At 62.1% G+C, this 22,403-nt stretch carries 16 protein-coding genes, 1 tRNA gene and 1 pseudogene; 13 read left to right on the top strand and 5 right to left on the bottom strand.

Features of this window, described 5'->3' with window-relative positions:
- Positions 1 to 70: 70 nt before the first annotated feature.
- The gene (locus GKR99_06150; GenBank protein NKB27143.1) at positions 71 to 1,807 is read right to left on the bottom strand and encodes a hydantoinase B/oxoprolinase family protein; all 1,737 of its coding nucleotides are present in this window, start codon (positions 1,805 to 1,807) and stop codon (positions 71 to 73) included.
- Entirely contained in the window at positions 1,804 to 3,882 is a 2,079-nt protein-coding gene (locus GKR99_06145) for a hydantoinase/oxoprolinase family protein (GenBank protein NKB27142.1), read from the bottom strand. The genes GKR99_06150 and GKR99_06145 overlap by 4 nt, the downstream gene beginning before the upstream one ends.
- Positions 3,883 to 4,024: 142 nt before the next feature.
- On the opposite strand from GKR99_06145, the gene GKR99_06140 reads away from it, so the two are divergent.
- From GKR99_06140 to GKR99_06085, 12 genes are all read left to right on the top strand, one after another.
- Positions 4,025 to 5,248: a hydantoinase/carbamoylase family amidase gene (locus GKR99_06140; GenBank protein NKB27141.1), complete on the top strand. Its 1,224-nt coding sequence runs from the start codon at positions 4,025 to 4,027 to the stop codon at positions 5,246 to 5,248.
- A 17-nt stretch (positions 5,249 to 5,265) separates the two neighbouring features.
- Complete coding sequence (locus GKR99_06135) at positions 5,266 to 6,246, top strand: zinc-binding dehydrogenase (protein ID NKB27140.1); 981 nt, start codon at positions 5,266 to 5,268, stop codon at positions 6,244 to 6,246.
- 125 nt (positions 6,247 to 6,371) lie between these two features.
- A complete protein-coding gene (locus GKR99_06130; GenBank protein ID NKB27139.1) occupies positions 6,372 to 7,643 on the top strand; it encodes an allantoate amidohydrolase in 1,272 nt (423 codons plus the stop codon).
- Positions 7,640 to 8,878, top strand: a complete 1,239-nt coding sequence (locus GKR99_06125; protein ID NKB27138.1) for an aminotransferase class V-fold PLP-dependent enzyme — start codon at positions 7,640 to 7,642, stop codon at positions 8,876 to 8,878. The genes GKR99_06130 and GKR99_06125 overlap by 4 nt, the downstream gene beginning before the upstream one ends.
- Before the next feature lie 176 nt (positions 8,879 to 9,054).
- Complete coding sequence (locus GKR99_06120) at positions 9,055 to 10,305, top strand: DUF1116 domain-containing protein (GenBank protein NKB27137.1); 1,251 nt, start codon at positions 9,055 to 9,057, stop codon at positions 10,303 to 10,305.
- On the top strand, positions 10,302 to 11,777 hold the full coding sequence (gene fdrA / locus GKR99_06115) for an acyl-CoA synthetase FdrA (GenBank protein ID NKB27136.1): 1,476 nt from the start codon (positions 10,302 to 10,304) through the stop codon (positions 11,775 to 11,777). Before GKR99_06120 ends, fdrA begins: the two co-directional genes overlap by 4 nt.
- Entirely contained in the window at positions 11,774 to 12,745 is a 972-nt protein-coding gene (locus GKR99_06110) for a carbamate kinase (protein NKB27135.1), read from the top strand. The genes fdrA and GKR99_06110 overlap by 4 nt, the downstream gene beginning before the upstream one ends.
- Positions 12,705 to 13,652: a DUF2877 domain-containing protein gene (locus GKR99_06105; protein ID NKB27134.1), complete on the top strand. Its 948-nt coding sequence runs from the start codon at positions 12,705 to 12,707 to the stop codon at positions 13,650 to 13,652. The genes GKR99_06110 and GKR99_06105 overlap by 41 nt, the downstream gene beginning before the upstream one ends.
- A 16-nt stretch (positions 13,653 to 13,668) precedes the next feature.
- Positions 13,669 to 15,258, top strand: a complete 1,590-nt coding sequence (locus tag GKR99_06100; protein NKB27133.1) for a gamma-glutamyltransferase — start codon at positions 13,669 to 13,671, stop codon at positions 15,256 to 15,258.
- Positions 15,259 to 15,921: 663 nt separating this feature from the next.
- A complete protein-coding gene (locus GKR99_06095; protein ID NKB27132.1) occupies positions 15,922 to 16,209 on the top strand; it encodes a transposase in 288 nt (95 codons plus the stop codon).
- Positions 16,155 to 17,051 carry an IS3 family transposase gene (locus GKR99_06090; protein NKB27131.1) on the top strand — a complete coding sequence of 299 codons (897 nt, stop codon included), beginning with the start codon at positions 16,155 to 16,157 and terminating at the stop codon, positions 17,049 to 17,051. Before GKR99_06095 ends, GKR99_06090 begins: the two co-directional genes overlap by 55 nt.
- Positions 17,052 to 17,054: 3 nt before the next feature.
- Positions 17,055 to 18,917: a DEAD/DEAH box helicase gene (locus tag GKR99_06085; protein NKB27130.1), complete on the top strand. Its 1,863-nt coding sequence runs from the start codon at positions 17,055 to 17,057 to the stop codon at positions 18,915 to 18,917.
- Positions 18,918 to 18,970: 53 nt separating this feature from the next.
- Here the strand turns inward: GKR99_06085 and GKR99_06080 are convergent, their stop codons facing one another.
- Positions 18,971 to 19,291, bottom strand: coding sequence for a hypothetical protein (locus GKR99_06080; GenBank protein ID NKB27129.1), 321 nt, complete (start codon positions 19,289 to 19,291; stop codon positions 18,971 to 18,973).
- Complete coding sequence (locus GKR99_06075) at positions 19,227 to 19,859, bottom strand: hypothetical protein (protein ID NKB27128.1); 633 nt, start codon at positions 19,857 to 19,859, stop codon at positions 19,227 to 19,229. Before GKR99_06075 ends, GKR99_06080 begins: the two co-directional genes overlap by 65 nt.
- Positions 19,860 to 20,264: 405 nt before the next feature.
- Here GKR99_06075 and GKR99_06070 point away from each other — a divergent pair.
- A pseudogene (locus GKR99_06070) lies at positions 20,265 to 21,592 on the top strand (IS3 family transposase).
- Positions 21,593 to 22,296: 704 nt separating this feature from the next.
- Here GKR99_06070 and GKR99_06065 read toward each other — a convergent pair.
- Positions 22,297 to 22,372: transfer RNA gene (locus tag GKR99_06065), tRNA-Thr, on the bottom strand.
- Positions 22,373 to 22,403 lie beyond the last annotated feature (31 nt).

The following is a 22,403-nucleotide window of genomic DNA, read 5'->3' as shown; positions in this document are numbered from 1 at the left end:
GCGCCTGCGGCGCGCACCGGGCGCAGGGAATTCCAGAAGCGATTCAGAAATTTGAAGCGGCGCGTTATCCTCATGGACCTAGCGGCGGGCGGAGGTGCGGGTTCATCCGCGTCCGCTCCAAGACACTTGCGCCAGGGCAAACGACATCGAATTCCGCGGCCACATCCGCTGCCACAGCCTCGGGCGCGCGCAGGGCCGCATCGCCATAGCCGCCGCCGCAGGGACCGTAAGACACCAGCTTGTCGCCCGCGTTCACCTTGAAATACGGCACTTTCGACGGCAGCGCCTGCGTCGTCCCGTCCGGGTGAACCAACGTTAGCGAGGCGACATGACCGTCCGCGCCGCCATCAAACCCCCAGGGTTCAAACGCGTGACCATCGCCTTCCAGCGAAAAGCCTGCGTCATCCAGGAACACGAACTCTCGCACCGTGCCGATCCCACCGCGCCACTGGCCCGGCGCCATCGCATCTTCGCGCAGTTCATAGCGTTCGATCCTCAGCGGGATGTGCGACTCAATATCCTCAACCGGGTTATTGCGGGTGTTGGCATAAAGCGTGTCGACCGCGTCCATTCCGTCCAGCCCGAAACGCCCGCCATAGCTGCCCTCCATAATCTCCATATGGACCCAGTGGTTGCCATCCTTCAGCCCGGAAATCGCGACGACCCGCAGGTTGCCGATCCCGCCGGAGACCTGCTTCGGAACGATCTGCGAAAACGCCTTCATCACCGTGTCAGCCAGTTGGTTGCCGGGGCAGAACCGCGCAATCACCGGGGCCGGGAAGATCGGATTGGCCAGACAGCCTTCGGGCGCGGTAATGGTGATCGGCCGCGTCAGGCCGGAGTTCTGCGGGATCGCCCCATAGGTCACCGAATCCAGCAGGATCGAGCGGATCGTCAGCCAGACCGCGCAATCCACCGTGCCAACCAGCGGCATGTTGATCGGCTTGTCGGGGATTTGCGGCGCGGTGCCGGTCAGATCAACCTCCAGATCATCACCCCGCACCTTCAGGGTCACGACCAGAGGCAAGCGGCTGCGCGTCGGGTCCGGATCATCCAGAAACCCGTCGATATGGGTTTTGGCTGAATAATCCCCATCCGGCAGCGCCCGGATAGCGTCGCGCATCAACCGTTCGGAGTAATCCATCAGTTCGTGAAACGCCGTCGTCACATCGTCGTGGCCGTATTGCCGCACCAACTCCAGGAACCGCGCCGCGCCGATCCGCGCACTTTCGATCTGCGCCTCCATATCGCCAACGACCAGTTCCTGCGCCCGGATGTTGGCGCGCAGGATGTGCCAGACAGCCTCGTTCTTCTGGCCCTGATCATAGACCTTGATCGCCTTGAATTGCAGGCCTTCGGCGTAGGTATCGACCGCATCGACAATGCCGCAACTGCCCGGCGACAGCGCGCCGATGTCCAGGTGATGTGCCGTGGTGACGGACCAGCCGATCAGCGCCTCATCCAGAAACACCGGCACGCAGAACGCCACGTCCGGCCCGTGGCTGGCCCCGCCATAGGGGTCGTTGTGCATGATGACATCGCCGGGGCGGATCGGGTCGCCGCGTTCCTTCAGAACCGCGACCACATTGCGCACATAGCCCGGGATCGGCCCGGATTGCAGCGGCGTGGACATCTTGCATTCGCACATCTGCAAGCCATCGGCGTCGGTCAATGCCGCGCCAAAATCCTCCGACTCGCGAATGATCGAGGAATAGGACATGCGCATCAGCTTGTGCCCCATCTCAATCGCGATGTTTTCCAGGCCGCCCTGAATGACGGCGGCGGTGACGGGATCAATCCGGGTCATGCGCGTCCCTCCAACGAGATGATGAGACTGCCCGAGGCATCGGCCCGCGCCGTCGCCCCCGGCGGCACGACGGTCGTGCTGTCCTTCTGCAACAGGATGGCCGGGCCGTCGAAGGCCACACCGACCGGCAGGTCGTCGCGGCGGTAGACGCTGGTTTCGAAGGTTTTCAGTGCCCCCTCGGCCCGGAAAATACTGTCACGGGTATAGAGCAACGCGTCGTCGAGGCTGCTGCCCGACCTATCTGGCAACTTCTCGAGTTTGCTGTGGCTGCCAATGGCGGTGACGCGCAGGTTCACGACTTCAATCGGGCTCGCCTCGAACGCGTGGCCGTATTCGGCGGCGTGGATCTTGTGGAACTCGGCCCAGACTGCGGACAGACCGGCATCGTCAACGGTGCCATCGGGGAACGGCACCTTCAGCTCGTACCCCTGCCCGACATAACGCAGATCGCTGGAGCGCGCGAAAGTCACGTCATCGGCGCTGATCCCATCGTCGGCCAACCGCGCGGTCGACTGCGCCTCCATATCCGCGAAATCGCTGTTCACCCGGTTCAGATCGCAAGCGGTCGAGGTCTGGATCTGCGTGCGGATCGCATCGTATTTGAGATCCGCCGTCAGCAAGCCCATGGCCGAGGTGATGCCCGGAAACGGCGGCACGATAACCTCGGGGATTTGCAGCATCGCGGCCACCTCGGCCCCGTGCAGCGGCCCTGCCCCGCCCATCGCCACCAGTGCGAAACCGCGCGGGTCGATGCCCTTTTGCACGGTGCGCGACCGTATCGCGTTGGCCATATTGGCGTTCAGAATCGTCAGCACACCTTCGGCGGCCTCGTGTTTGTCGAGGTTCAGGTCGATGGCAAGCTTGGAGATGACGGCGTCCGCGGCTTTGGCGTCCAAACCCATCTCTCCGCCCAGAAAATCGCTGGGTTCCAACCGGCCCAGCACCAAATTGGCGTCCGTCACGGTGGGTTGATCGCCGCCCTTGCCATAGGCCGCCGGTCCCGGAACAGCGCCGGCACTTTGCGGACCGACGCGGAACGCTCCACCCTTGTCGACATAGGCGATCGAGCCACCACCCGCGCCAATCGTATGAATATCCAGCATCGGCATCAGCAGCGGAAACCCGGCAATGGACGTGGACCGCGCATCGGTTTCCGAAAACACGCCATCGACACAGATCCCGATATCCGCCGAGGTGCCGCCGATATCGAAAGTAATCAGCCGATCCCGCCCGCATTGCGCCCCGACCCAGGCCCCGCCAAGCACGCCCGCCGCCAGGCCCGACATCAGGGTCAGCGCCGGATTTTCCGTCACCATGCGCGGCGTCGCCACCCCGCCGTTTGAGGCCATGACCCGCAGGTCGCCCTTGACGCCCAGCCCTTTAAGCGCATCCTCCAGCCCGACGATATAGCTGCCCACCTTCGGTCCGACGAAGGCTGCAAGCGCGGCGGTCGTGAAACGCTCAAATTCGCGAAACTGAGGGGAGATTGCCGCCGAGGTGGTCACGAAGGCGTCCGGCATAACCTCTTGCACGATGTCCTGCGCGCGCAGTTCATGCGCGGGGTTGAGGTAGGAAAACAGGAAGCAGATTGCCACCGAGTCAACGCCCGCCTCCAGCAACTCCTCAGCGGCGGCGCGCACTTCGGCCTCATCCAGCGGTGCCAGCTCTTCGCCGGTCGGGGGAACCAGCCGCCCTCCGACGGTCTTGCGATAGCGCCGTTTGATCAGCGGGCGGCTTTGCCAGGGCAGCTCCTGCATGATCGAATAGTGCTCGACCCGCTGATGCCGCCCGATATGCAGGATGTCGCGAAACCCGTCGTTGGTGATCATGCCGGACCGCGCGCCCTTGGCCTCTAGCACCGCGTTCGTCGCGGTCGTGGTGCCGTGGAACACATGATCGACGTCAGAGGGCGCGACGCCATTCAATTCGCACAGCGCCTTGATCCCGGTGATGACCCCGCGCGAGGGGTCGTCGGGCGTGGTTTCGACCTTGTGGATGCCCAGCGCTTCGCTGGACGTATCCAGATAGATCAGGTCGGTGAAAGTTCCCCCGACGTCGACACCAATGGTCTTCATGCCTGTGTTCCCCGTCCCACTCCCGCAATTGAACCCATCTTGCCGGGTCCGCCGCGTCATGGCCATCAAAGATTTTCGCGCTGCGGCTGGACGGGGCTGGTTCGCACGCCTAGCCTTTCGGAATGAAAAACTCGCCCTTCCGATGATCGACCCGCAGCGCGTCGAAGATATGATCATGACCCTGGGCGCGATTGGCGCGCATTCAGGGACCGGCGTCTGGCGAACGGCCTATTCGCCCGAATGGGTTGCCGCGCAGGATCTGGTCGCCGACTGGGCGCGCGAGGCCGGGCTGGATGTTCGGTACGATGCGGTCGGGAACCTCTGGGCGCGGGCCGAGGGGCAAGAAGGTGGCGCGGCCATCGTCTCAGGCTCCCACATCGACAGCCAATGCCCCGGCGGGCGCTATGACGGGGCGCTTGGCGTTCTGGCGGGTTTGATCGCGATCAGCACGCTGAAGGCGGAATTCGGCCGGCCGAAGGTTCCGTTGGAAATGGTATCCCTGTGCGAAGAAGAGGGCAGCCGCTTCCCGACCGCCGGGTTCTGGGGATCGCGGGCGATTGTCGGAAGGGTCACGCCTGAAGATTGCGAAACCGTGGTCGAGGCCAACGACGGCACCATCGGCGCGGCCATGGCCGCCATCGGGTATGACCCCGCCCGTATTGGCGAAGCCGTGCGCAAAGACATCCGTGCCTTTATCGAGTTGCATATCGAGCAGGGCCCGATCCTGGAAGATGCCGATTTGCCCGTGGCGGTGGTCGATGCGATCACCCATATCCGTCACACGCGCGTCACGCTGTCCGGGCAGTCGAACCACGCCGGGGCCTTCCCGATGGACCTGCGCTGCGATCCGATGGCCGGTTTTGCCGAGGTCGCGACCGCGGTGATCGACCACGCCCACGCGCTTGGTCGCCCTGCGGTCACCACCGTCGGGCAATGCATCCCCGACCCGAACGCCCCCGCAATCATCCCCCGCGCCGTCACCTTCACAATCGACGCCCGCCACCCGGACCCGGACGCGGCAGCCGCAATGTACCGTACCCATGACAAAACCCTGGCTGACGTCGCCGCACGGCGCGGACTGACGCTGGAAACCAGCATCCAGATCGACCATCCCGCCTGTCTGAGCGATCCGGCGCTGCTGGCCGCCCTTGATCGCGGCGCGACGGCAGCGGGGGTTCGGGTGATGCATATGGCCAGCGGCGCAGGCCACGATTCTCAGCAGATGGCGCGGATTTGCCCGGTCGCGATGATCTTTGTGCGCAGCGAAGGCGGGCGCTCCCACACGCCCGAGGAATTTTCGACCATCGACGATATCGTGGACGGGATCCGGGTGCTGACTGGCGCGCTTTACGATCTGGCCTATTGAGCGAAAGGAAAACACCCATGCGTGCCGTGATTTTTGAAGCCCCTGATGGAAAGCCCGCTTCGACCGTTATCAAGGACGTGCCCAAACCGGCCCCCGGACCGGGCCAGGTGCTGGTTCGGGTGGCCTTCGCCGGGCTGAACTATGCCGACCTGATGATGCGCACCGGCATCTATCCGCATCCCAAAGGCTATCCGCTGGTTGCCGGGCTGGAACCTGCCGGCATCATCACCGAGGTCGGCCCCGGAGTGACGGGCCTGGCCGTTGGCGACCGGATCGCGGCCTTTGTTGAAGACGCCGGGGCATTTGCCGAATATTGCATCGTCCCGCAGGAGCGTGCCGTCAAACTGCCTGATGAAATGGGCCTGGACGTGGGGGCGGCCTTTTTGCTGCAAGGCATGACCACCTGGAACCTGCTTCATGGCGTCAGCAAGACCAACCCCGGCGACACGGTGTTGATCCACGCCATCGGCGGCGGTGTCGGGCTGTATCTGACGCAGCTGGCGAAAATGGCCGGGGCGCGGGTGATCGGAACGGTCGGAACGCCCGGCAAAGAACAGCGCGCGCTGGAGTTCGGGGCCGACCTTGTCATCAACCGCGCCGATCAGGATTTCGTGGTCGCCACGCTGGATTTTACCAAGGGGCGCGGGGTCGACAAGATTGTCGATTCGACCGGTGCGACGATCCTGGACCGCAGTTTCGACTGCATCCGCCAATTGGGTCACGTGGTCAGCTATGGCGAGGCTGAGGGTCCGCCCCTGCCAAACCTGTGGGAACAGCTGGTCAAGAAATCCCTGACCTTCACCCGGATGCATCTGGGGCATCTTGATTACACCTCGGACAGTTGGAACAGCGGCGTCGCATCGGTGGTCGGTGCCATTGTCGACGGCACCCTAAAGGTGCCCATCGAAGGCACATTCGCGCTGGATGACGTGGGCCAGATGTTTGCCGCGCTCGCCTCGCGCAGGGTGTCGGGCAAGGTGATCCTCAAGCTGGTTTGACCCGGATGCGGGAATGCGGCGGCTGAGTGCACGCCAAACCGGGCCAGTCCGATCGTTTTGCTGATAACGTTCTGATTTTTCGGCGCATCCCGCTTGGACTCGGCCATTGACCGTTGTACGCTAACATGACATTGGATCGAGGGGTGCGGGCGCAAGTGACTGATATCGACACGATTAGTCTGGACATCATGGACCGCCTGGACCAGCTGGCAGAGATCACTGAAACACCCGGTTTTCTGACGCGCCGCTGTTACACGCCGCAGCATCGCGCCGCCAACGATCTGGCCGGTCAGTGGATGCGTGACGCAGGCATGGAGGTCTGGCAGGACGCGGTCGGCAACATGATGGGCCGCTACGAAGGCAAAATACCGGGCGCACCGGCGATCCTGCTGGGGTCGCATCTGGATACGATCATCAAGGCGGGGAAATACGACGGGGGCCTGGGCGTTCTGTCGGCAATCGACGTGGTGAAATCGCTGAACGAACGCGGCGTGCGTTACGACAACGCGATCGAGGTTGCGTGTTTCGCCGACGAAGAAGGCGTGCGGTATCAGTCGACTTTTCTGGGCAGCCGCGCATTGGCCGGAACCTTTGACATGGCCCTGCTGGATCGGCCTGACAAGGACGGCATCACCCTTGCGCAGGCCATGACCGATTTCGGGCTGGATACGGCCCGGATCGGCGAAGCCGCGCGCAGGCCCGGCGACATCCGCTGCTATCTTGAGGTTCACATCGAACAGGGCCCCGTGCTGGAAGCCGAAGACCTGCCAACTTGTGCCGTCACCGCCATCGCCGGGGCCAACCGGATGACGGTGCGGATCACTGGTGCGGCTGGCCATGCCGGAACCGTTCCGATGGATGCCCGGCAGGATGCACTGTGCGCGGCCAGCGAATGCATTTTAGCGGTCGAGAACGCCGCTGCCGCGCATGAACATGCTGTCGGGACGGTCGGGCAGATCAGTTCTGGCCCCGGCGCGACCAATGTCATCCCCGGAACTGCCGAATTCTCGGTCGATTTCCGCGCCGCCGAAGATGCCGTGCGCAACAAGGCCGTCGCCGAACTGCTGGCGGACTTCGAAAGTATCGGCGGCAAACGGGGCGTGACGCTGAGCATCGACCACAGCCATGCCGCCGACGGCGTCACCTGCGCGCCCGATCTGGTGGACACGATCGAGGCCGCGATGGACGATCTGGGCCAGCGCCCGTTCCGCCTGCCAAGCGGCGCGGGCCATGATGCGGCGGCCCTGGCTCATATCACCGATGTCGGCATGATCTTCGTGCGCTGCGACCGTGGCATCAGCCACAGCCCGGACGAAAGCATCACCGGTGAGGACGGCATCGCAGGCGCGAATCTGCTGCTGAGAACCGTAGAAAGACTGGGGACGACCAACATATGACCGAGCTATTCGAAGACCTCTCCCCCAGCCCGCGCCTGTTGATGGGCCCCGGCCCGGTGGACGTTTATCCCCGCGTTTTGCGCGCCATGTCGGTGCCGATGCTTGGCCAGTTCGACCCGGAATTCACCGAATACATGAACCAGGTCATGGCGCTCTATCGTCAGGTCTTTCGCACGCAGAACCACTGGACGCTGCTGGTCAACGGTACGGCTCGGTCGGGGATCGAAGCATGCCTCGCCTCGCTCGTCGCGCCGGGTGATACGGTGCTGGTGCCGCAGTTCGGGCGCTTCGGTTTCCTGCTGAGCGAGATTTGCGGCCGCGTTGGCGGCAAGATCGAAACCATCGAAACCGACTGGGGCAGTACTTTCCCGGTTGATCAGATTGCCGACGCGGTGCGCAAACACCGCCCGAAAGTGCTGGCACTGGTGCACGGCGATACTTCGACCACGATGGCGCAGCCGCTCGACGGTCTGGCCGAGGTCTGCCGTGAGGTTGGCACCCTGCTTTACGTGGACGCAACCGCCACCCTAGGCGGCATGCCGGTCGAGGTGGACGCCTGGGGCATCGACGCCATTTCAGCCGGGTTGCAGAAATGCATGTCAGGTCCGCCGGGGACGTCTCCGGTCACGCTGAGCGAGGCTGCGGCAGAGGCGATCAACGCCCGCAAACACATCGAAGGCGGCATCCGGCCCGAAGGCTATGTCGGGGCCGAAGGGCCGCGGATTTCGTCCAACTACCTCGATCTGGGGATGCTGATGGATTACTGGTCGCCCAAGCGGTTGAACCATCACACGGAAAGCACCTCGATGCTTTACGGCGCGCGGGAATGCGCTCGGGTGGTCCTTGGCGAAGGGTTGGAGGCGGGTCATGCCCGCCACGCGCTGGCCAGCGACGCCCTGCGCGCCGGGTTGCAGGCGATGGGGCTGGAGCTGTTCGGGGATGAGGCCAACCGCATGGCCAATGTCACCGGCGTCTATATCCCCAAGGCCTGCGGCAATGGTGAAGGGGTGCGCAGCGCCATGCTGAACGATTTCGGGATCGAAATCGGCACCTCGTTCGGGCATCTGGCGGGCAAGATCTGGCGCATCGGCACCATGGGCCACGTCTGCCACAAACCCAACATCCTGCGCTGCCTGTCGTCACTCGATGCCGTTCTGCGGCGCGCCGGCTATGACGCCCCGGCCAACGCCGGTGTCGATGCGGCCTATAAAATCTATGCGGAGGCTGGGCAATGAGCGGCACGATCAAGGACCTGCTGGCCGGGCCCGTCAAGGTGGTGAACATCGGCCTGGAAGGGTTCGAAGCTGAGTTGTCCCAACAAGGGGTCGAGGTTGTGCAGGTTGACTGGTCCCCGCCCGCCGGGGGCGATCCGAAACTGGCCGACCTGTTGTCGAAACTGGGGGCCTGAGCCATGGAAGCCATTGAAAAGGCGAACGCCCTGACGATCGAGCGGATCCTGACAAGCGATCCGGTCCTGATCGACGTTCAGACGGCGCGCGATGTGGTTCCGGACCTCAAGGATGGCATGATCCTGCACGCAGGCCCACCGATTGAGTGGGACCGGATGTGCGGCCCGATGAAGGGCGCGATCACCGGCATTGCCGTCTACGAAGGCTGGGCCAGCGATCTGGATGACGCCGAGGCCAAGGCGGCGGCGGGCGCGTTTGAATTTCACCCGAACCACCATTTCGACTGTGTCGGCCCGATGACCGGAATGACGACGGTATCGCAACCGATGCTGGTCGTCGAAAATCGCACTTTCGGAAACAGGGCCTATTGCGCGATCAACGAAGGGCTGGGCAAGGTGATGCGCTTTGGCGGCAATGATGCCGAGGTTCTGGACCGCCTGCGCTGGCTGCGTGATGATTTCGGCGCGGCACTGGGGGGCGCGATCCGGCATAACGGCGGGGTGGAGTTGAAAAACATCATCGCCCGTGGCCTGACCATGGGCGACGAAATGCACCAGCGCAATGTCGCCTGTTCCGGCCTGATCCTGCGCGCGCTGGCCCCGGCGCTGGCCGAAACCGCAACCGACAATGCCGCGCTTGCCAAGGCGCTGGCCTTCATCGCGGGCAACGATCAGTTCTTCCTCAACATCGCAATGGCCATGGGCAAAAGCATGACCGACGCGGCGCGCGGCATCGACGGCTCCAGCATTGTCACGGCGATGTCCCGCAACGGAACCGACTTTGGCATCCGGGTCAGCGGCACCGGCGACGCGTGGTTTGTCGCCCCGGTCGAAATGCCCGAAGGGCTGTACTTTCCCGGATTCTCGGAAGCCGACGCCAACCCCGACATGGGCGACAGCGCCATTGTCGAAACCATTGGGTTGGGCGGATTTTCCATGGGGGCCTCGCCCGCCGTTGCGGGGTTCGTCGGGGCGGGATCAGCCTCGGACGCGGGGAATTTCACGCGGGCAATGGGCGAAGTTACGGCCGCCGAAAGTCCTGAATGGACGATCCCGGCGATGGATTATCTGGGCGTGCCGACCGGCATCGACATCCGGCTGGTGGTTGATACCGGCCTGGCCCCGACGATCAACACCGGCATTGCGCATCGAAAACCCGGGATCGGCCAAGTCGGCGCAGGCGTCGTCAAGGCCCCGATGGGGTGTTTCACCCAGGCGTTGACCGCCTTTGCCGACCGCATGGGGGTCAGCTGATGGCGCATGTTCTGAACGAAGTCCGGCGCGGATTTTATCTGGATTCAGTCGCGCTGATGCGGATGAGCCGGGCAATCGCAGGCGCCGAAGGCGTCGAAGAAGCCGCCCTGATGATGGGCACCCCCGCCAATCACGAGATTATGGCCGATGCGGGCCTGCTGGACGAGACTGGCAGATCCGCCGCGGGCGGCGATCTGATCCTTGGCATCCGCGCAACAGATCAGGCAACGGCCAAGGCTGCACTGGCCGAAGCCATCGCCCTGCTGGACGCTCCGGCCACACGCGGCGAAGGCGCAGCCTATCGTCCGAAATCGCTGCGCGCCGCACTCGGGATGGTTCCGGGCGCGAACCTGGCGCTGATCTCGGTCCCCGGTGATTTCGCCGCTGCTGAGGCGCGGAAGGCGATCCGGCGCGGGCTGGATGCGATGATCTTTTCCGACAATGTCAGCCTTGCGGCTGAGGCTGCGTTGAAGACCGAAGCGCGCGACCTTGGCCGCCTGGTCATGGGCCCGGATTGCGGCACCGCGATCATTGCCGGAACGCCGCTGGCGTTTGCCAATGTGGTGCCGCGCGGCCCAATTGGCATGATCGGCGCATCGGGCACAGGCCTGCAAGAGGTTACCTGCCTTGTCGCCCAACTGGGCGGCGGCGTCAGCCACGCCATCGGCGTCGGCGGGCGCGATCTGAAGGCCGAGGTTGGCGGGATTTCCACCCTCATGGCAATCGACGCATTGGCAGCGGATGCGGGCACGCAGCGTATCGTCCTCATCGCCAAACCACCGGGTGATAACGTTGCCAAGGTCGTCCTTGACCGGCTTGCCAACGCCGGGAAACCCGCGATCGTCTGCTTCATGGGCGCGGCGGAAATCCCGATGCCCGCGAATGTCACCCAGTGCTTTTCGCTGAAAGATGCGGCCTATGCGGCACTGGACGTAACGGCAGAACCCCCTGGCCCGCCAGCCATGCAAGGCACTGACAACACACAGCTTCTTGGCCTGTTCGCGGGTGGAACGCTCTGTGCGGAAGCTCAGGTGATCCTGCGGGACGCGGAGTTGGCGGTGCGGTCCAACGCGCCGGTCACGGGGATTGGGGCACAGGATAGCGACGGCCACCTGATGCTGGACCTTGGCGATGATGACTACACCCGTGGTCGCCCGCATCCGATGATTGACCCCACCGTACGGGATGAGGCTTTTACCGAGGCGTTGGGGCGAACCGATCTGGCCGCGATCCTGTGTGACGTGGTGATCGGATACGGGGCGCATGACGATCCTGCCGGGCATCTGGCCGCGCTGGTCAGCGAACACCGGACCGGCGGCGGCCCGACCGTCATCGCCTCGGTCTGCGGTACCGACGGCGACCCGCAGGGCCGCGCCGGTCAGATCGCAAAGCTTCAGGCGGCGGGCATTCTGGTTGCGCCCAGCAATGCGGATGCCGCCCGCTGGGCATTGGCCGCGGCCGGCGCCGGATGATCCCGCCGTTCGATATCCCCAAACGGATCGTCGTCGCCATCGGCGGCAACGCCACCCATCCTGAGGATATCGAGGGCACCTCGAAAGAACAGAAGGACATCGCCCGCGCAACAGCGCAGGCGCTGCTGCCGCTTGCCCTGCGCGGTGAAGAACTGATCATCACCCACGGCAACGGCCCGGTGGTCGGCAAGATCCTGTTGCGCCAGGCGCTGACGCGCGACACGATTGCCCCGATGCCGCTGGATATCTGCGTGGCGCATTCGCAGGGCGGCATCGCCTATCTGCTGGTGCAGGCCATGGAAAACGCATTGCGAGAGGCTGACAACCCCCGCCACGTCGCCTGCCTGCTGAGCCAGGTCGAGGTGGACCCGGACGACCCCGCGTTCCAGACCCCCTCAAAACCCATCGGCACCTTCTATTCCGAGGCTGAGGCCAAGGTCGTCGGCGCGCAAATGGGCTGGCGCATGCGCGAGGATTCCGGGCGCGGCTGGCGCCATGTCGTCCCCTCACCCCGGCCCCGGCATATCTGCGATATCTCGCTGATCGAGCAATTGGCCAAGCGCGGCACCATCGTCGTTGCCGGTGGCGGTGGCGGCATCCCGGTGGTGCGCGGCCCCAAGGGCGTGCGCCATGGGATTGACGCGGTGATCGACAAAGACCTTACCACTGCGCTGATCGGCAATGTCCTGGGCTTTGACTTGATGATGATCCTGACGGCTGTGCCGCAGGTGTCGATCAATTTCGGCAACCCGGATCAGCGCGAACTGGGCATGGTCACCATGGCCGAGCTTGCGCAGTTTCAGGCCGATGGGCAATTTCCGCCCGGTTCGATGGGCCCAAAGATCGACGCTGCGTTGCAGTTTCTGAAAGGCGGCGGTCGCCGCGTCATCATCGCGCATCTGGATCAGGCGCAGGCGGCGCTGCGTGGTGATGCGGGAACGCATGTGGTCGCTGACACCGATGGCTGATTGCCCGGTCCACTCCACGCTGAGTATCGGACCAATCGCCGCCGATCATCTGCGCGAACGGGTGCAACGCGGATCCGTTGCGGCGGTGTTTTCCTCGGTCTTCTATGTGCGATTGCCCGGCGGCCTGGTCTGCGTGACGAACGCGGATGTTGAGGACGGGCCAATCTCGGTACGGGCCAATATGTCCCGCGACTGGCAGCGCGCGGGCCTGATCCTGGGCCAGCCAGTCGCGCTTGCCCACCCGCATCTGCGCATCGCGGGGCTGCTGAGCCTTGATCTTGCGACTGCGCGGGTCTGGCACCCCGAAATCGTGGTTTCAGGCGCTGTTCAGCGCCCCGAGGGCCTTGCCCTGCGCCAACTCGACGCAAGGCTGGCCGGGCGCGGCACACTTCCGGGGCTGGGCGCGCTGCTTGGCGCCAGCGGCCAGCCGCAGCCGGGCGATGCGGTGCTTGGCCGGGCCGCCGTGCAGATCGATGCCGCCCGAAACTGGATGACAACCGCGCTGCGCGGCGCACCCCAATGCGCGCCGGACTGGGCCGTTTCGCTTTTGGGGTATGGTGCGGGCCTGACGCCTTCTGGTGACGACGTGCTTGGGGGCATGCTGATAGCCCTGCACGCCACGGGCCACGGCGCTGTTGCCAGGGCGCTGTGGCAGGATATCGCCCCGCATCTTGCCACCCGCACGAACCGGATCTCGGCCGCGCTGCTGACCGCCAGCGCCGATGGTCTGGGCAGTGCCTCGGTGCATGACGCCATCGCCGCATTGCTGCGCTTTGACGTCGATGGGCTTGACCGGGCGCTTGTGGCCATAGACAGGATCGGCCATTCGTCGGGCTGGGATACGCTGCTGGGCGTCGTGACCGTGCTTGACGCGCTGACCGCGTCGCCCGATCAACGCGCTGCCTGAAAGAAAGAGGGTTCAGATGCTTCAAACCAAACGCGCCTATGGCGGCATGGTCACCGCCCCCCACCACCTGGCCGCCCAGGCCGGGTTGCGGGTCTTGCAGGACGGCGGCAACGCGATCGAGGCGATGGTCGCCGCCGCCGCCACCATGACCGTGGTTTATCCGCATATGAATGCGCTTGGCGGCGATAATTTCTGGCTGATCCACCAACCGGGCCACGATGTCACGGCCATCGACGCCTGTGGTGCGGCGGCTGAACGGGCCAGTATAGATTTCTATGCGCAGGAATGCGGCGGGATCATCCCCTCACGCGGGCCACTTGCGGCGCTGACCTGCGCGGGCGCCGTGTCCGGTTGGCAGAACGCGCTGCGCCAGAGTGCGGCAGTCGGCGGCAGGATGCCGCTGGATCGCCTGCTGGAAGACGCCATTCACCACGCCGAAAACGGTGTGGCGGTGACGACCACTCTGGCCCACAACATCGCCGCCAAACGCGATGAGCTGGCCGGGGTTCCGGGCTTTGGCGCGGTCTACCTCCCCGACGGTCAGCCACTGACGCTGGGACAGCGCCTGCGTCAGCCAAGGATCGCTGCAACACTGCGCCAGCTTGCCCATGCGGGCCTGGACGATTTCTATCGCGGCGATCTGGCGCAGGCGATTGCTGCCGATCTGGCGCGCGCCGGATCGCTGGTGACGCGCGATGATCTGGAACGCCACACCGCGCTGGACGTTGACCCGCTAAAGCTCTCGGTTGCCGGTCACGATCTCTACAACATGCCACCACCGACGCAGGGCCTCGCCTCGCTGATGCTGCTGGGTATCTACGCGCGCCTTGGTGTCCAACGGGCCGAGGGGTTCGACTTTGTCCACGGGCTGCTAGAGGCCACCAAACAGGCCTTCGTGATCCGCGACACCCATGTGACCGACCCGGCCTATATGCCCGTCGATCCGTCGAACTTCCTGACCGATCAGGTGATGGACCAGATGGCCGCCGACATAGATCCCGCGACGGCCTCTCCCTGGCCCCGTGAGGCCACCAAGGGCGACACATGCTGGCTGGGCGCGGTCGACAACGAGGGCCGTGCCGTCAGCTTTATCCAAAGCATCTATTGGGAATTCGGCAGCGGCGTGGTGCTGGATGACACCGGCATCACCTGGCAGAATCGCGGAACCAGCTTTTCTTTGGATCCGGCGCACCACAAGGCGCTGAAACCAGACCGCCGCCCGTTCCACACCATCCAGCCCGCACTGGCCCGTCTGGGCGACGGCCGCGTGATGCCCTATGGCACCATGGGCGGCGAAGGTCAGCCGCAGACGCAGGCGATGATATTCGCCCGCCACGTCCTGTACGGGCAGGATCTTCAGGCCGCAATTACGGCGCCGCGCTGGCTTTTGGGGCGCACTTGGGGGGCCGAAACCACATCGCTCAGGATCGAGAACCGGTTCGACCCGGAAGTCATCGCCGCGCTGGATGCCGCAGGCCACGACCCTCAGGTTGTCGGAGGTTATGACGAGGTGATGGGCCACGCAGGCGCCCTGGTCGTGCACCCCGATGGCCTGATTGAGGGCGCAAACGATCCGCGAAGCGACGGAGCGGCCCTGGGGTTTTAGCGCAACTATCACGCAATTGAACCGGCCGTGCGACAGGTTGCAGCCGGACATGATGTCGAAATCTACGCCCGGTTCATTGCACAATTCGCAGCAATCCGGGGCGCCAGACCGGACAGCCGGATTCCGCCGCCCCGGTTTGCATGGTCTTTCGGGGCGAATTCAAACGATCGCAGCGGCTGAAGTTGTACTTGAAATGCCACAATCGAGAGCCGCTCGTACAGGTCGTGATGTACAGGCCGTCGAAATCGGCTGCTTTGAATGGTTTCGCGCTAGCGAGTCCCAAGCTTTTCGTTTCATTTGATGCCGGGCTTTTGCCTTGCCGGACACTGACAATTCTTTGTCCCGGCGCTTGTCGCACTGCAGCCATTTGCGGCCTATACATCAATTCCTTAAGGCGATAGGGGCAGTCTTCTTGTGGCCGGGCACTGAATTTCGGCACATCGTTATGGAAAGTTGGCCCCGTGAAACAAGCATTGGCACAGGCACTTGAGGCCAAAGGGTATACTTCGCTGACGCCAGTACAAGTGGCCGTAACAGCGCGCGATGTACTGGGTAAAGACATGTTGGTGTCGGCGCAGACCGGGTCAGGAAAAACTCTCGGATTCGGGTGTCCTTCCCCCCTAAAACTGGGCCACTACATTGGTCTTGAGAGGGGAATATGTAATGGCACGGAAACGGCATTCGGACGAAGATGTATTGAAGCTGCTGCGTGAGATTGAGCTGAAGCTGACGGGAGGAAGTGACGTTGCATCGGCGTGTCGTAGCGTCGGCATCAGCGATGCGACATATTACAACTGGCGGAAACGGTTTGGTGGTATGGGACGGTCGCAGTTGTCGGAGATGCGCAGCCTGGAAAAGGAGAATGGGCGTCTCAAGAAGATCGTCGCTGAGCTTGAATTGGACAAGCTGATCCTCAAAGAAAGCCTGAACTACTTAAAGCCCAGGGCCTGACGACTGGGGAGCTCCGTCAGGCCGTTATTCATACGCGCCAAAAGCTCGCGACCTCGGAGCGGAGGACCTGCCGGGTCGTCGGTATGGCGCGAAGCTCTCTGCAATATCGACCCGCGCCAAAAGACGATGATGCTCTACGGCTCGCTTTGATCCGCCTGGCCAAGCAATATGGGCGCTACGGCTATCGTAAAGTTTCGGAACTCCTGCGCATCGAGGGCTGGCGGGTCAATCATAAGAAGGTTGAGCGTCTCTGGCAGGAAGAAGGACTGCAACTCCCGCAGCGGCACAGGAAGCGCAGACGGCTTTATCACAAGGACAGCTCGATCATTCGCCTCAGGCCGACGCATCCGAACCACATCTGGAGCATCGACTTCGTTCACGACAAGCTCAGCAATGGCCGGAGCTACAAGATGCTGACCGTTCTGGATGAGTACACCCGGCAGGCCCTGGCCGTGGAAGTTCGCAGCAGGATGGGCGCCGAAGATGTTCTGGAGGCGCTATATCCGCTGCTCCTCTGCCATGGCACGCCGGAGTATATCCGCTCCGACAACGGCCCAGAGTTCGTAGCCAAGGCGATGCAGGAGTGGTTGGTTCGCGTTGGTGTTCGACCAATTAGAATCTATCCGGGGTCCCCTTGGGAAAACGGATACAACGAGAGGTTCAACGGCACTCTCCGGCACGAGATCCTCAACGCTGAATGGTTCACAACAACGAAACAGGCACAGATCGTCATCAATCATTGGCTTAAGCAGTACAACCACACACGTCCGCACCAGGCTCTGAACATGCGACCACCAATGCCAGAAACTCTAATCAGAAATGGCCCAGAACTTGGGGGCTAGACAATCGCGAATGGATTGCTTGGCCAAGATGAGGGTCTACCGGCTGCCGCCGCTCCGTTGGCGCTGATCATTGCGCCAACCCGCGAATTGGCCCTTCAGGTCAAACGCGAGCTGGCTTGGCTCTTTGCCGGAGCACGTGCAACTTTGGCTTCGACTGTTGGCGGCATGGACATGCGCGACGAGCGTCGGGCCTTGGCGCGTGGGGCTCATATTGTCGTAGCCACACCTGGGCGATTGCGCGATCACATCATGCGCGGCTCGATTGATCTAAGTAAACTGAAAGCGATCGTGTTGGACGAAGCCGATGAAATGCTGGATTTGGGCTTTCGAGAGGACTTGGAATTTATTCTTGAGCAATCGCCAACCGAACGGCAAACGCTGCTGTTTTCGGCGACGGTGCCTGCCTCCATTGCGCGACTTGCCAAGAATTATCAGAAGGACGCTGTTCGTGTTGCCACAACCAGCGGCGGCAGCCAGCACGCGGATATCGAATACCGGGCGTTGAATGTTTCGGCCCGCGATGGCGAAAACGCGATCATCAACGTTTTACGGTACTACGAAGCCCCCAATGCCATCGTGTTTTGCAACACACGCGCGATGGTGAACCGGCTGACCACGCGCCTGTCTAACCGTGGTTTTTCAGTTGTGGCATTGTCAGGCGAGCTGTCACAAAACGAACGCACTCACGCCCTGCAAGCGATGCGCGATGGTCGTGCGCGGGTCTGTGTGGCGACGGATGTGGCCGCGCGTGGTATTGATTTACCGAACCTTGAGCTTGTCATCCACGCCGAGCTTCCGACGAACCAGGATACGCTGTTGCACCGCTCTGGTCGCACTGGGCGCGCGGGGCGCAAAGGGATCAGCGCGCTGATCGTGCCGCCTGCTGCACAAAAAAAAGCGCATCGATTGTTGGGGTGGGCCAAGCTGAAAGCCGAATGGGACACAGCGCCTTCGGCTGAGGAAGTTAGTGCGAAAGATGATGAGCGCATGCTGGCCAGTTCTGATTGGACGGATCCTGTGGAACCTTCCAACGCGGCAACTGTGAACGGCGTTGTGGCGCGTTTTTCGCCGGAACAAATCGCCGCAGCCTACATACGGCTATATCGCGAAAACCGTTCAGCGCCCGAAGAACTTGTTGACCCATCAACACCGGCCAAACCCCGAGAGGCGTTTGGCCCAAGTGTTTGGTTTTCGCTGGACGGCGGTCGAAAGGTAAATGCCGAGCCACGCCTATTGCTGCCGATGCTATGCAAGTTGGGCAAAATTTCTCGTGAAGATGTTGGTGCCATTCGCATACAAAACGATGCGTCGTTGATTGAACTCCGACAAAGTGCCGTCGAGCGGTTTTTGAGCGCTGTCGGTCCCGGAATGGTGTTGGAAGGCGGTTCCAAAATTGTGCAGATGAAGGGTGCGCCAAGCCTTGATCACGGAATTGGTAAGCGTAAAGGTGCGTCGGCGCCAAAGGAAAAAACCCGCGCAGACAAGAAAACAGGTGGCCACGATCTCGCCAAAGGCGTGAGCCCTGCGGCCACGAACGCTCAAAGCGGTACCCCGCCCATTGATTGGAACGACGCCCCGGCCCCACGGAAGAAAAAGCCCAAGCCCGGTTCGAAACCGAGCGGTGCATCAAAACCCAAATCCCCAAGAACGGAAGCCGAACCCCCAAAGGCCAAAAAGTGGAAACCGCGCAAGGCAAAGGGCGGATCGCAGGGGTCTGACCGATTGTCTGAGAAACTTCGCGGGCCGAAACCGCCCGCAGGCAAGTCGTCCAGCAAAAAGAACCGCGTCCGACAACTTGCCAAATCCATCACAGGAGGCCATGCGCCGCCAGCTAACAAAAAGAGCGGTAAATCTAGAGGCAGTTGACGTTCACCTCGTGTGAAGGATTGCTGCTGCGATTGAGATGAGTGCCTTGAAGCTCAAGTCTGTTTGCAAGATCGCATTTCTATCCCTTTGTTTTCTTTCAGTTTACCGAAATGATTTTCAATCAAGTGCCGCCATTTGTAGGTCTCTATATCGAACTCTGCTGGAAACTTCCGATTGGATTTTGGTGGTATGACCGGGGTAATGTCACGTGCCAGAAGGTCATTGCGCAGCCAATCGGCATCGAAGACGCTGTCCGCCAGCAGGGACCCGGCAAGCAGGCCGCATTTCAGCGAACCCTTCTCGCGAAAATCATGGGCTTGGCCGGGCATCAATCTGAATTCGACGCGGTTGCCGAGCGCGTCCGTCAGCGCCAATATCTTCGTCGTTATGCCGCCGCGAGAGCGTCCAATGGCCAGGCACAGAGTCCCCCCTTTGCGCCCTGAGGCCAGCAATGAACGTCTGTGTGCCCCATGAGCCGAACGGGGCGTCCATGATCAGGCGATCCCCGCGCGGAGCCCATCCGCGGAGGCGGGTCAGATTTGTCTTCACGGATGTTTCGTCAATGAACACAACGCGCTCGGGCTGAGCGGATACTGCCGGAAGGCGATGTTTGAACCAGCCCTCGCGCTGCCGCCTTACCTTGGTGCGTTGCCATTGTCGCTCGGACCAATGGCGCAACAATGGCAACCGTTCGGCGGCCACCAGCGACTTTTTTTGTGTGTATAGCCGAGCTTGCGAAGGAATTTTCCGATCGCGTTCGGGTGCGCGCGCACGCCGGTCGCGTCTTGCAAGGCGGCTGCCAGCTCCGGCATCGTGATGTCGCCATCCTGCGCGATGATCTCCGCAAAGAAGGCCCGGTGTGGATCGAGCTTGCCCTTGCCTCTGGGTCGGCCTTGAGGGGCCGCGCGGGCCTGACCAGTGCGACGGATCGCAAGCCCCCACCGCGCCCCGGTGGCAGGCGAAAGCTTCAAGCGCAACGCCGCCGCTCGCCCGCTTAACCCTTCCTCAATCAATCTCTGAAACCGCATCCGCAGAGCGTCTGGCAAAGGTGCTGACATGATCCATCCTCCCAAACAGGATGAATCACAGATCAGACCTCAAGGGAATCCCAACGATTCAGGCTTTTGGCGGGACGCTTTAAAGCCATGGGAAGTCATTTCATCGCCGGAATAGCCCATGCGCCGTAGTGCTCCGTCGAGGGTGTTCTCGCTAATCGGGCGCAGGTGTGACCGCAAAAGAGGGAAACAGGTATTCTCCTGATCTGTCTGACGTCAGCGCCTACCGGACAGATTTAGGTGTTTGATCAACGGAGGATTTCTGGTTCATCGAAGCCATTATGGAGCGAAGATGAAACAGAAATCCGGAACATCGAAAGACGCCGCTGACAAGTTGGTCAGGGGTATCAAGCGGAAGACCCGCAAACACTATTCAGCAGAAGAGAAGATCAGGGTCGTGCTGGCCGGCCTGCGCGGCGAGGAGAGCATTGCCGCATTGTGCCGCCGCGAGGGCATCGCTGAGAGCCTATACTATTCGTGGTCGAAGGAGTTCCTGGAAGCGGGAAAGAACCGCTTGGCGGGCGACACGGCACTCCAAGCGACGTCTCCCGAAGTCAAAGAGCTACGGTCGGAATCTGCCGCCCTGAAGGAGGTAGTCGCCGAACTGACGCTGGAGAACCGCCTGCTCAAAAAAAGCATGCTCGGGGATGGGGAGGCCGACGCATGAGGTATCCCGCATCCGAGAAGTTTGAAATCATCCGCACGGTGGAGGCATCCCATCTGCCTACGCGTCAAACCCTGAAGATGCTCGGCATTCCCAGCAGCACCTATTACGACTGGTACGCGCGTTGGAGCGATGGCGGCCTCGATGGCCTAGCCGATCGTTCTCCCAAACCTGCGTCGGTCTGGAACCGCATCCCGGACACGGTTCGCGACGATGTCGTCGACTTTGCCCTGGAGCACGAAGACCTGACACCGCGCGAGTTGGCGGTCAAATACACCGATGAGAAGCGCTACTTTGTGTCTGAGTCGTCTGTCTATCGCATCCTCAGCGCGGAGGATCTGATCACGGCACCAGCCCATGTGGTAATCCGGGCCGCGGATGAGTTCAGGGACAAGACAGTCCGACCGAACGAACTGTGGCAAACCGACTTCACCTATCTCAAGGTCATCGGCTGGGGCTGGTTCTATCTCAGCACCATCCTTGACGATTACAGCCGGTACATCATCGCCTGGAAGCTCTGCACGACGATGAAGGCCCAGGATGTCACCGACACGCTGGAGCTGGCGTTGGAAGCCTCAGGCTGCGACAACGCTACGGTCGTGCACAAGCCAAGGCTGCTCAGCGACAACGGCGCGTCTTACGTGGCAGCCGATCTGGCCGAGTATCTTGAGAACAAGGGCATGGATCACGTCCGCGGTGCGCCGCATCACCCGCAGACCCAAGGCAAGATCGAGCGCTGGCACCAGACGATGAAGAACCGCGTCCTCTTGGAAAACTACTTCCTGCCCAGCGACCTGGAACGACAGATCGCCGCCTTCGTCGACCACTACAACAACCATCGCTACCACGAGAGCCTGGCCAACCTGACACCCGCCGACGTCTATCACGGCCGAGGCTCGAAGATCCTAAAGATGAGAGAGGAGATCAAGAAGAAGACAATCCGAAAACGTCGGTTGTCTCCCCCAGTATGGGTAAGATCAGCTGGGTGTCATGACCTGACAAAAGGGTTGTCCGGTAGATGTCTTGTAGCTGCTCTAAGGTAAAGGTGCCTCGACGAGATACGTCCGACCCTTCGTTCTTTATGATCAATCGACTGAACGGGTTTCGCTGTTGAACGTCAGCTTCCATCAACCCGAATTCGATGACCGCATGGATGGAGTTCAAACGTCGCCTGATAGTGCCAGTTCGGTTTCCTCGTTCACAAAGACTGGTCACGAACGATCTTGCATCTGGCCTTGCATAGCTTGTGATGGGCTTGTTGCCCGAAACCTCAACCAACGCTCTGACTGCCAGTCGGACAGGTTTTTCTTCGATGTTCCTCGTTCCCAAGTAGTCTTCAGTACATTGCAGCAGGTCCAACTGCTCGGGCCGCACAGACTTGATGAGCTTAGACAGGTCCACAGGCCTTACGTCTTCGACATTCCAGAGCTCATTCAATGTTTCGGTTAGGTGGGCTGCAACTTCTGCTGCTTCATCTTCGTCCCTCCCCAGCTTGAGGCGCACAGCCCTCATTCCGAAGGCAGTTCTGACCCGGTCAGGAACCCTACGATTGTAGTAGTATGAACCCGAACGAAGGATTGTGTGTGACAGATTGTGTGACATATGGCGTTGTCCTCATAGGTATAACCCGTTGACAACGAAGATATTTATGTCGGTAGAATGGTGCCGGTTGAGGGACTCGAACCCCCGACCCACGGTTTACAAAACCGTTGCTCTACCAGCTGAGCTAAACCGGCGCGCGCCCGATCTAGGGGCAAAGCCGGGGCC

It is taken from the genome of Paracoccaceae bacterium, from assembly GCA_012103375.1.
GTDB lineage: Bacteria > Pseudomonadota > Alphaproteobacteria > Rhodobacterales > Rhodobacteraceae > WLWX01.
The sequence above is the reverse complement of the archived record's forward strand: the minus strand, read 5'-3'. Positions and strand labels throughout refer to the sequence as shown.

Bases quoted from the DNA above. Each gene is read 5' to 3' on its own strand.
- GKR99_06150 (NKB27143.1), bottom strand. From the start codon at position 1,807: ATGACCCGGATTGATCCCGTCACCGCCGCCGTCATTCAGGGCGGCCTG.
- GKR99_06145 (NKB27142.1), bottom strand. From the start codon at position 3,882: ATGAAGACCATTGGTGTCGACGTCGGGGGAACTTTCACCGACCTGATC.
- GKR99_06140 (NKB27141.1), top strand. From the start codon at position 4,025: ATGATCGACCCGCAGCGCGTCGAAGATATGATCATGACCCTGGGCGCG.
- GKR99_06135 (NKB27140.1), top strand. From the start codon at position 5,266: ATGCGTGCCGTGATTTTTGAAGCCCCTGATGGAAAGCCCGCTTCGACC.
- GKR99_06130 (NKB27139.1), top strand. From the start codon at position 6,372: ATGACATTGGATCGAGGGGTGCGGGCGCAAGTGACTGATATCGACACG.
- GKR99_06125 (NKB27138.1), top strand. From the start codon at position 7,640: ATGACCGAGCTATTCGAAGACCTCTCCCCCAGCCCGCGCCTGTTGATG.
- GKR99_06120 (NKB27137.1), top strand. From the start codon at position 9,055: ATGGAAGCCATTGAAAAGGCGAACGCCCTGACGATCGAGCGGATCCTG.
- GKR99_06110 (NKB27135.1), top strand. From the start codon at position 11,774: ATGATCCCGCCGTTCGATATCCCCAAACGGATCGTCGTCGCCATCGGC.
- GKR99_06100 (NKB27133.1), top strand. From the start codon at position 13,669: ATGCTTCAAACCAAACGCGCCTATGGCGGCATGGTCACCGCCCCCCAC.
- GKR99_06095 (NKB27132.1), top strand. From the start codon at position 15,922: ATGGCACGGAAACGGCATTCGGACGAAGATGTATTGAAGCTGCTGCGT.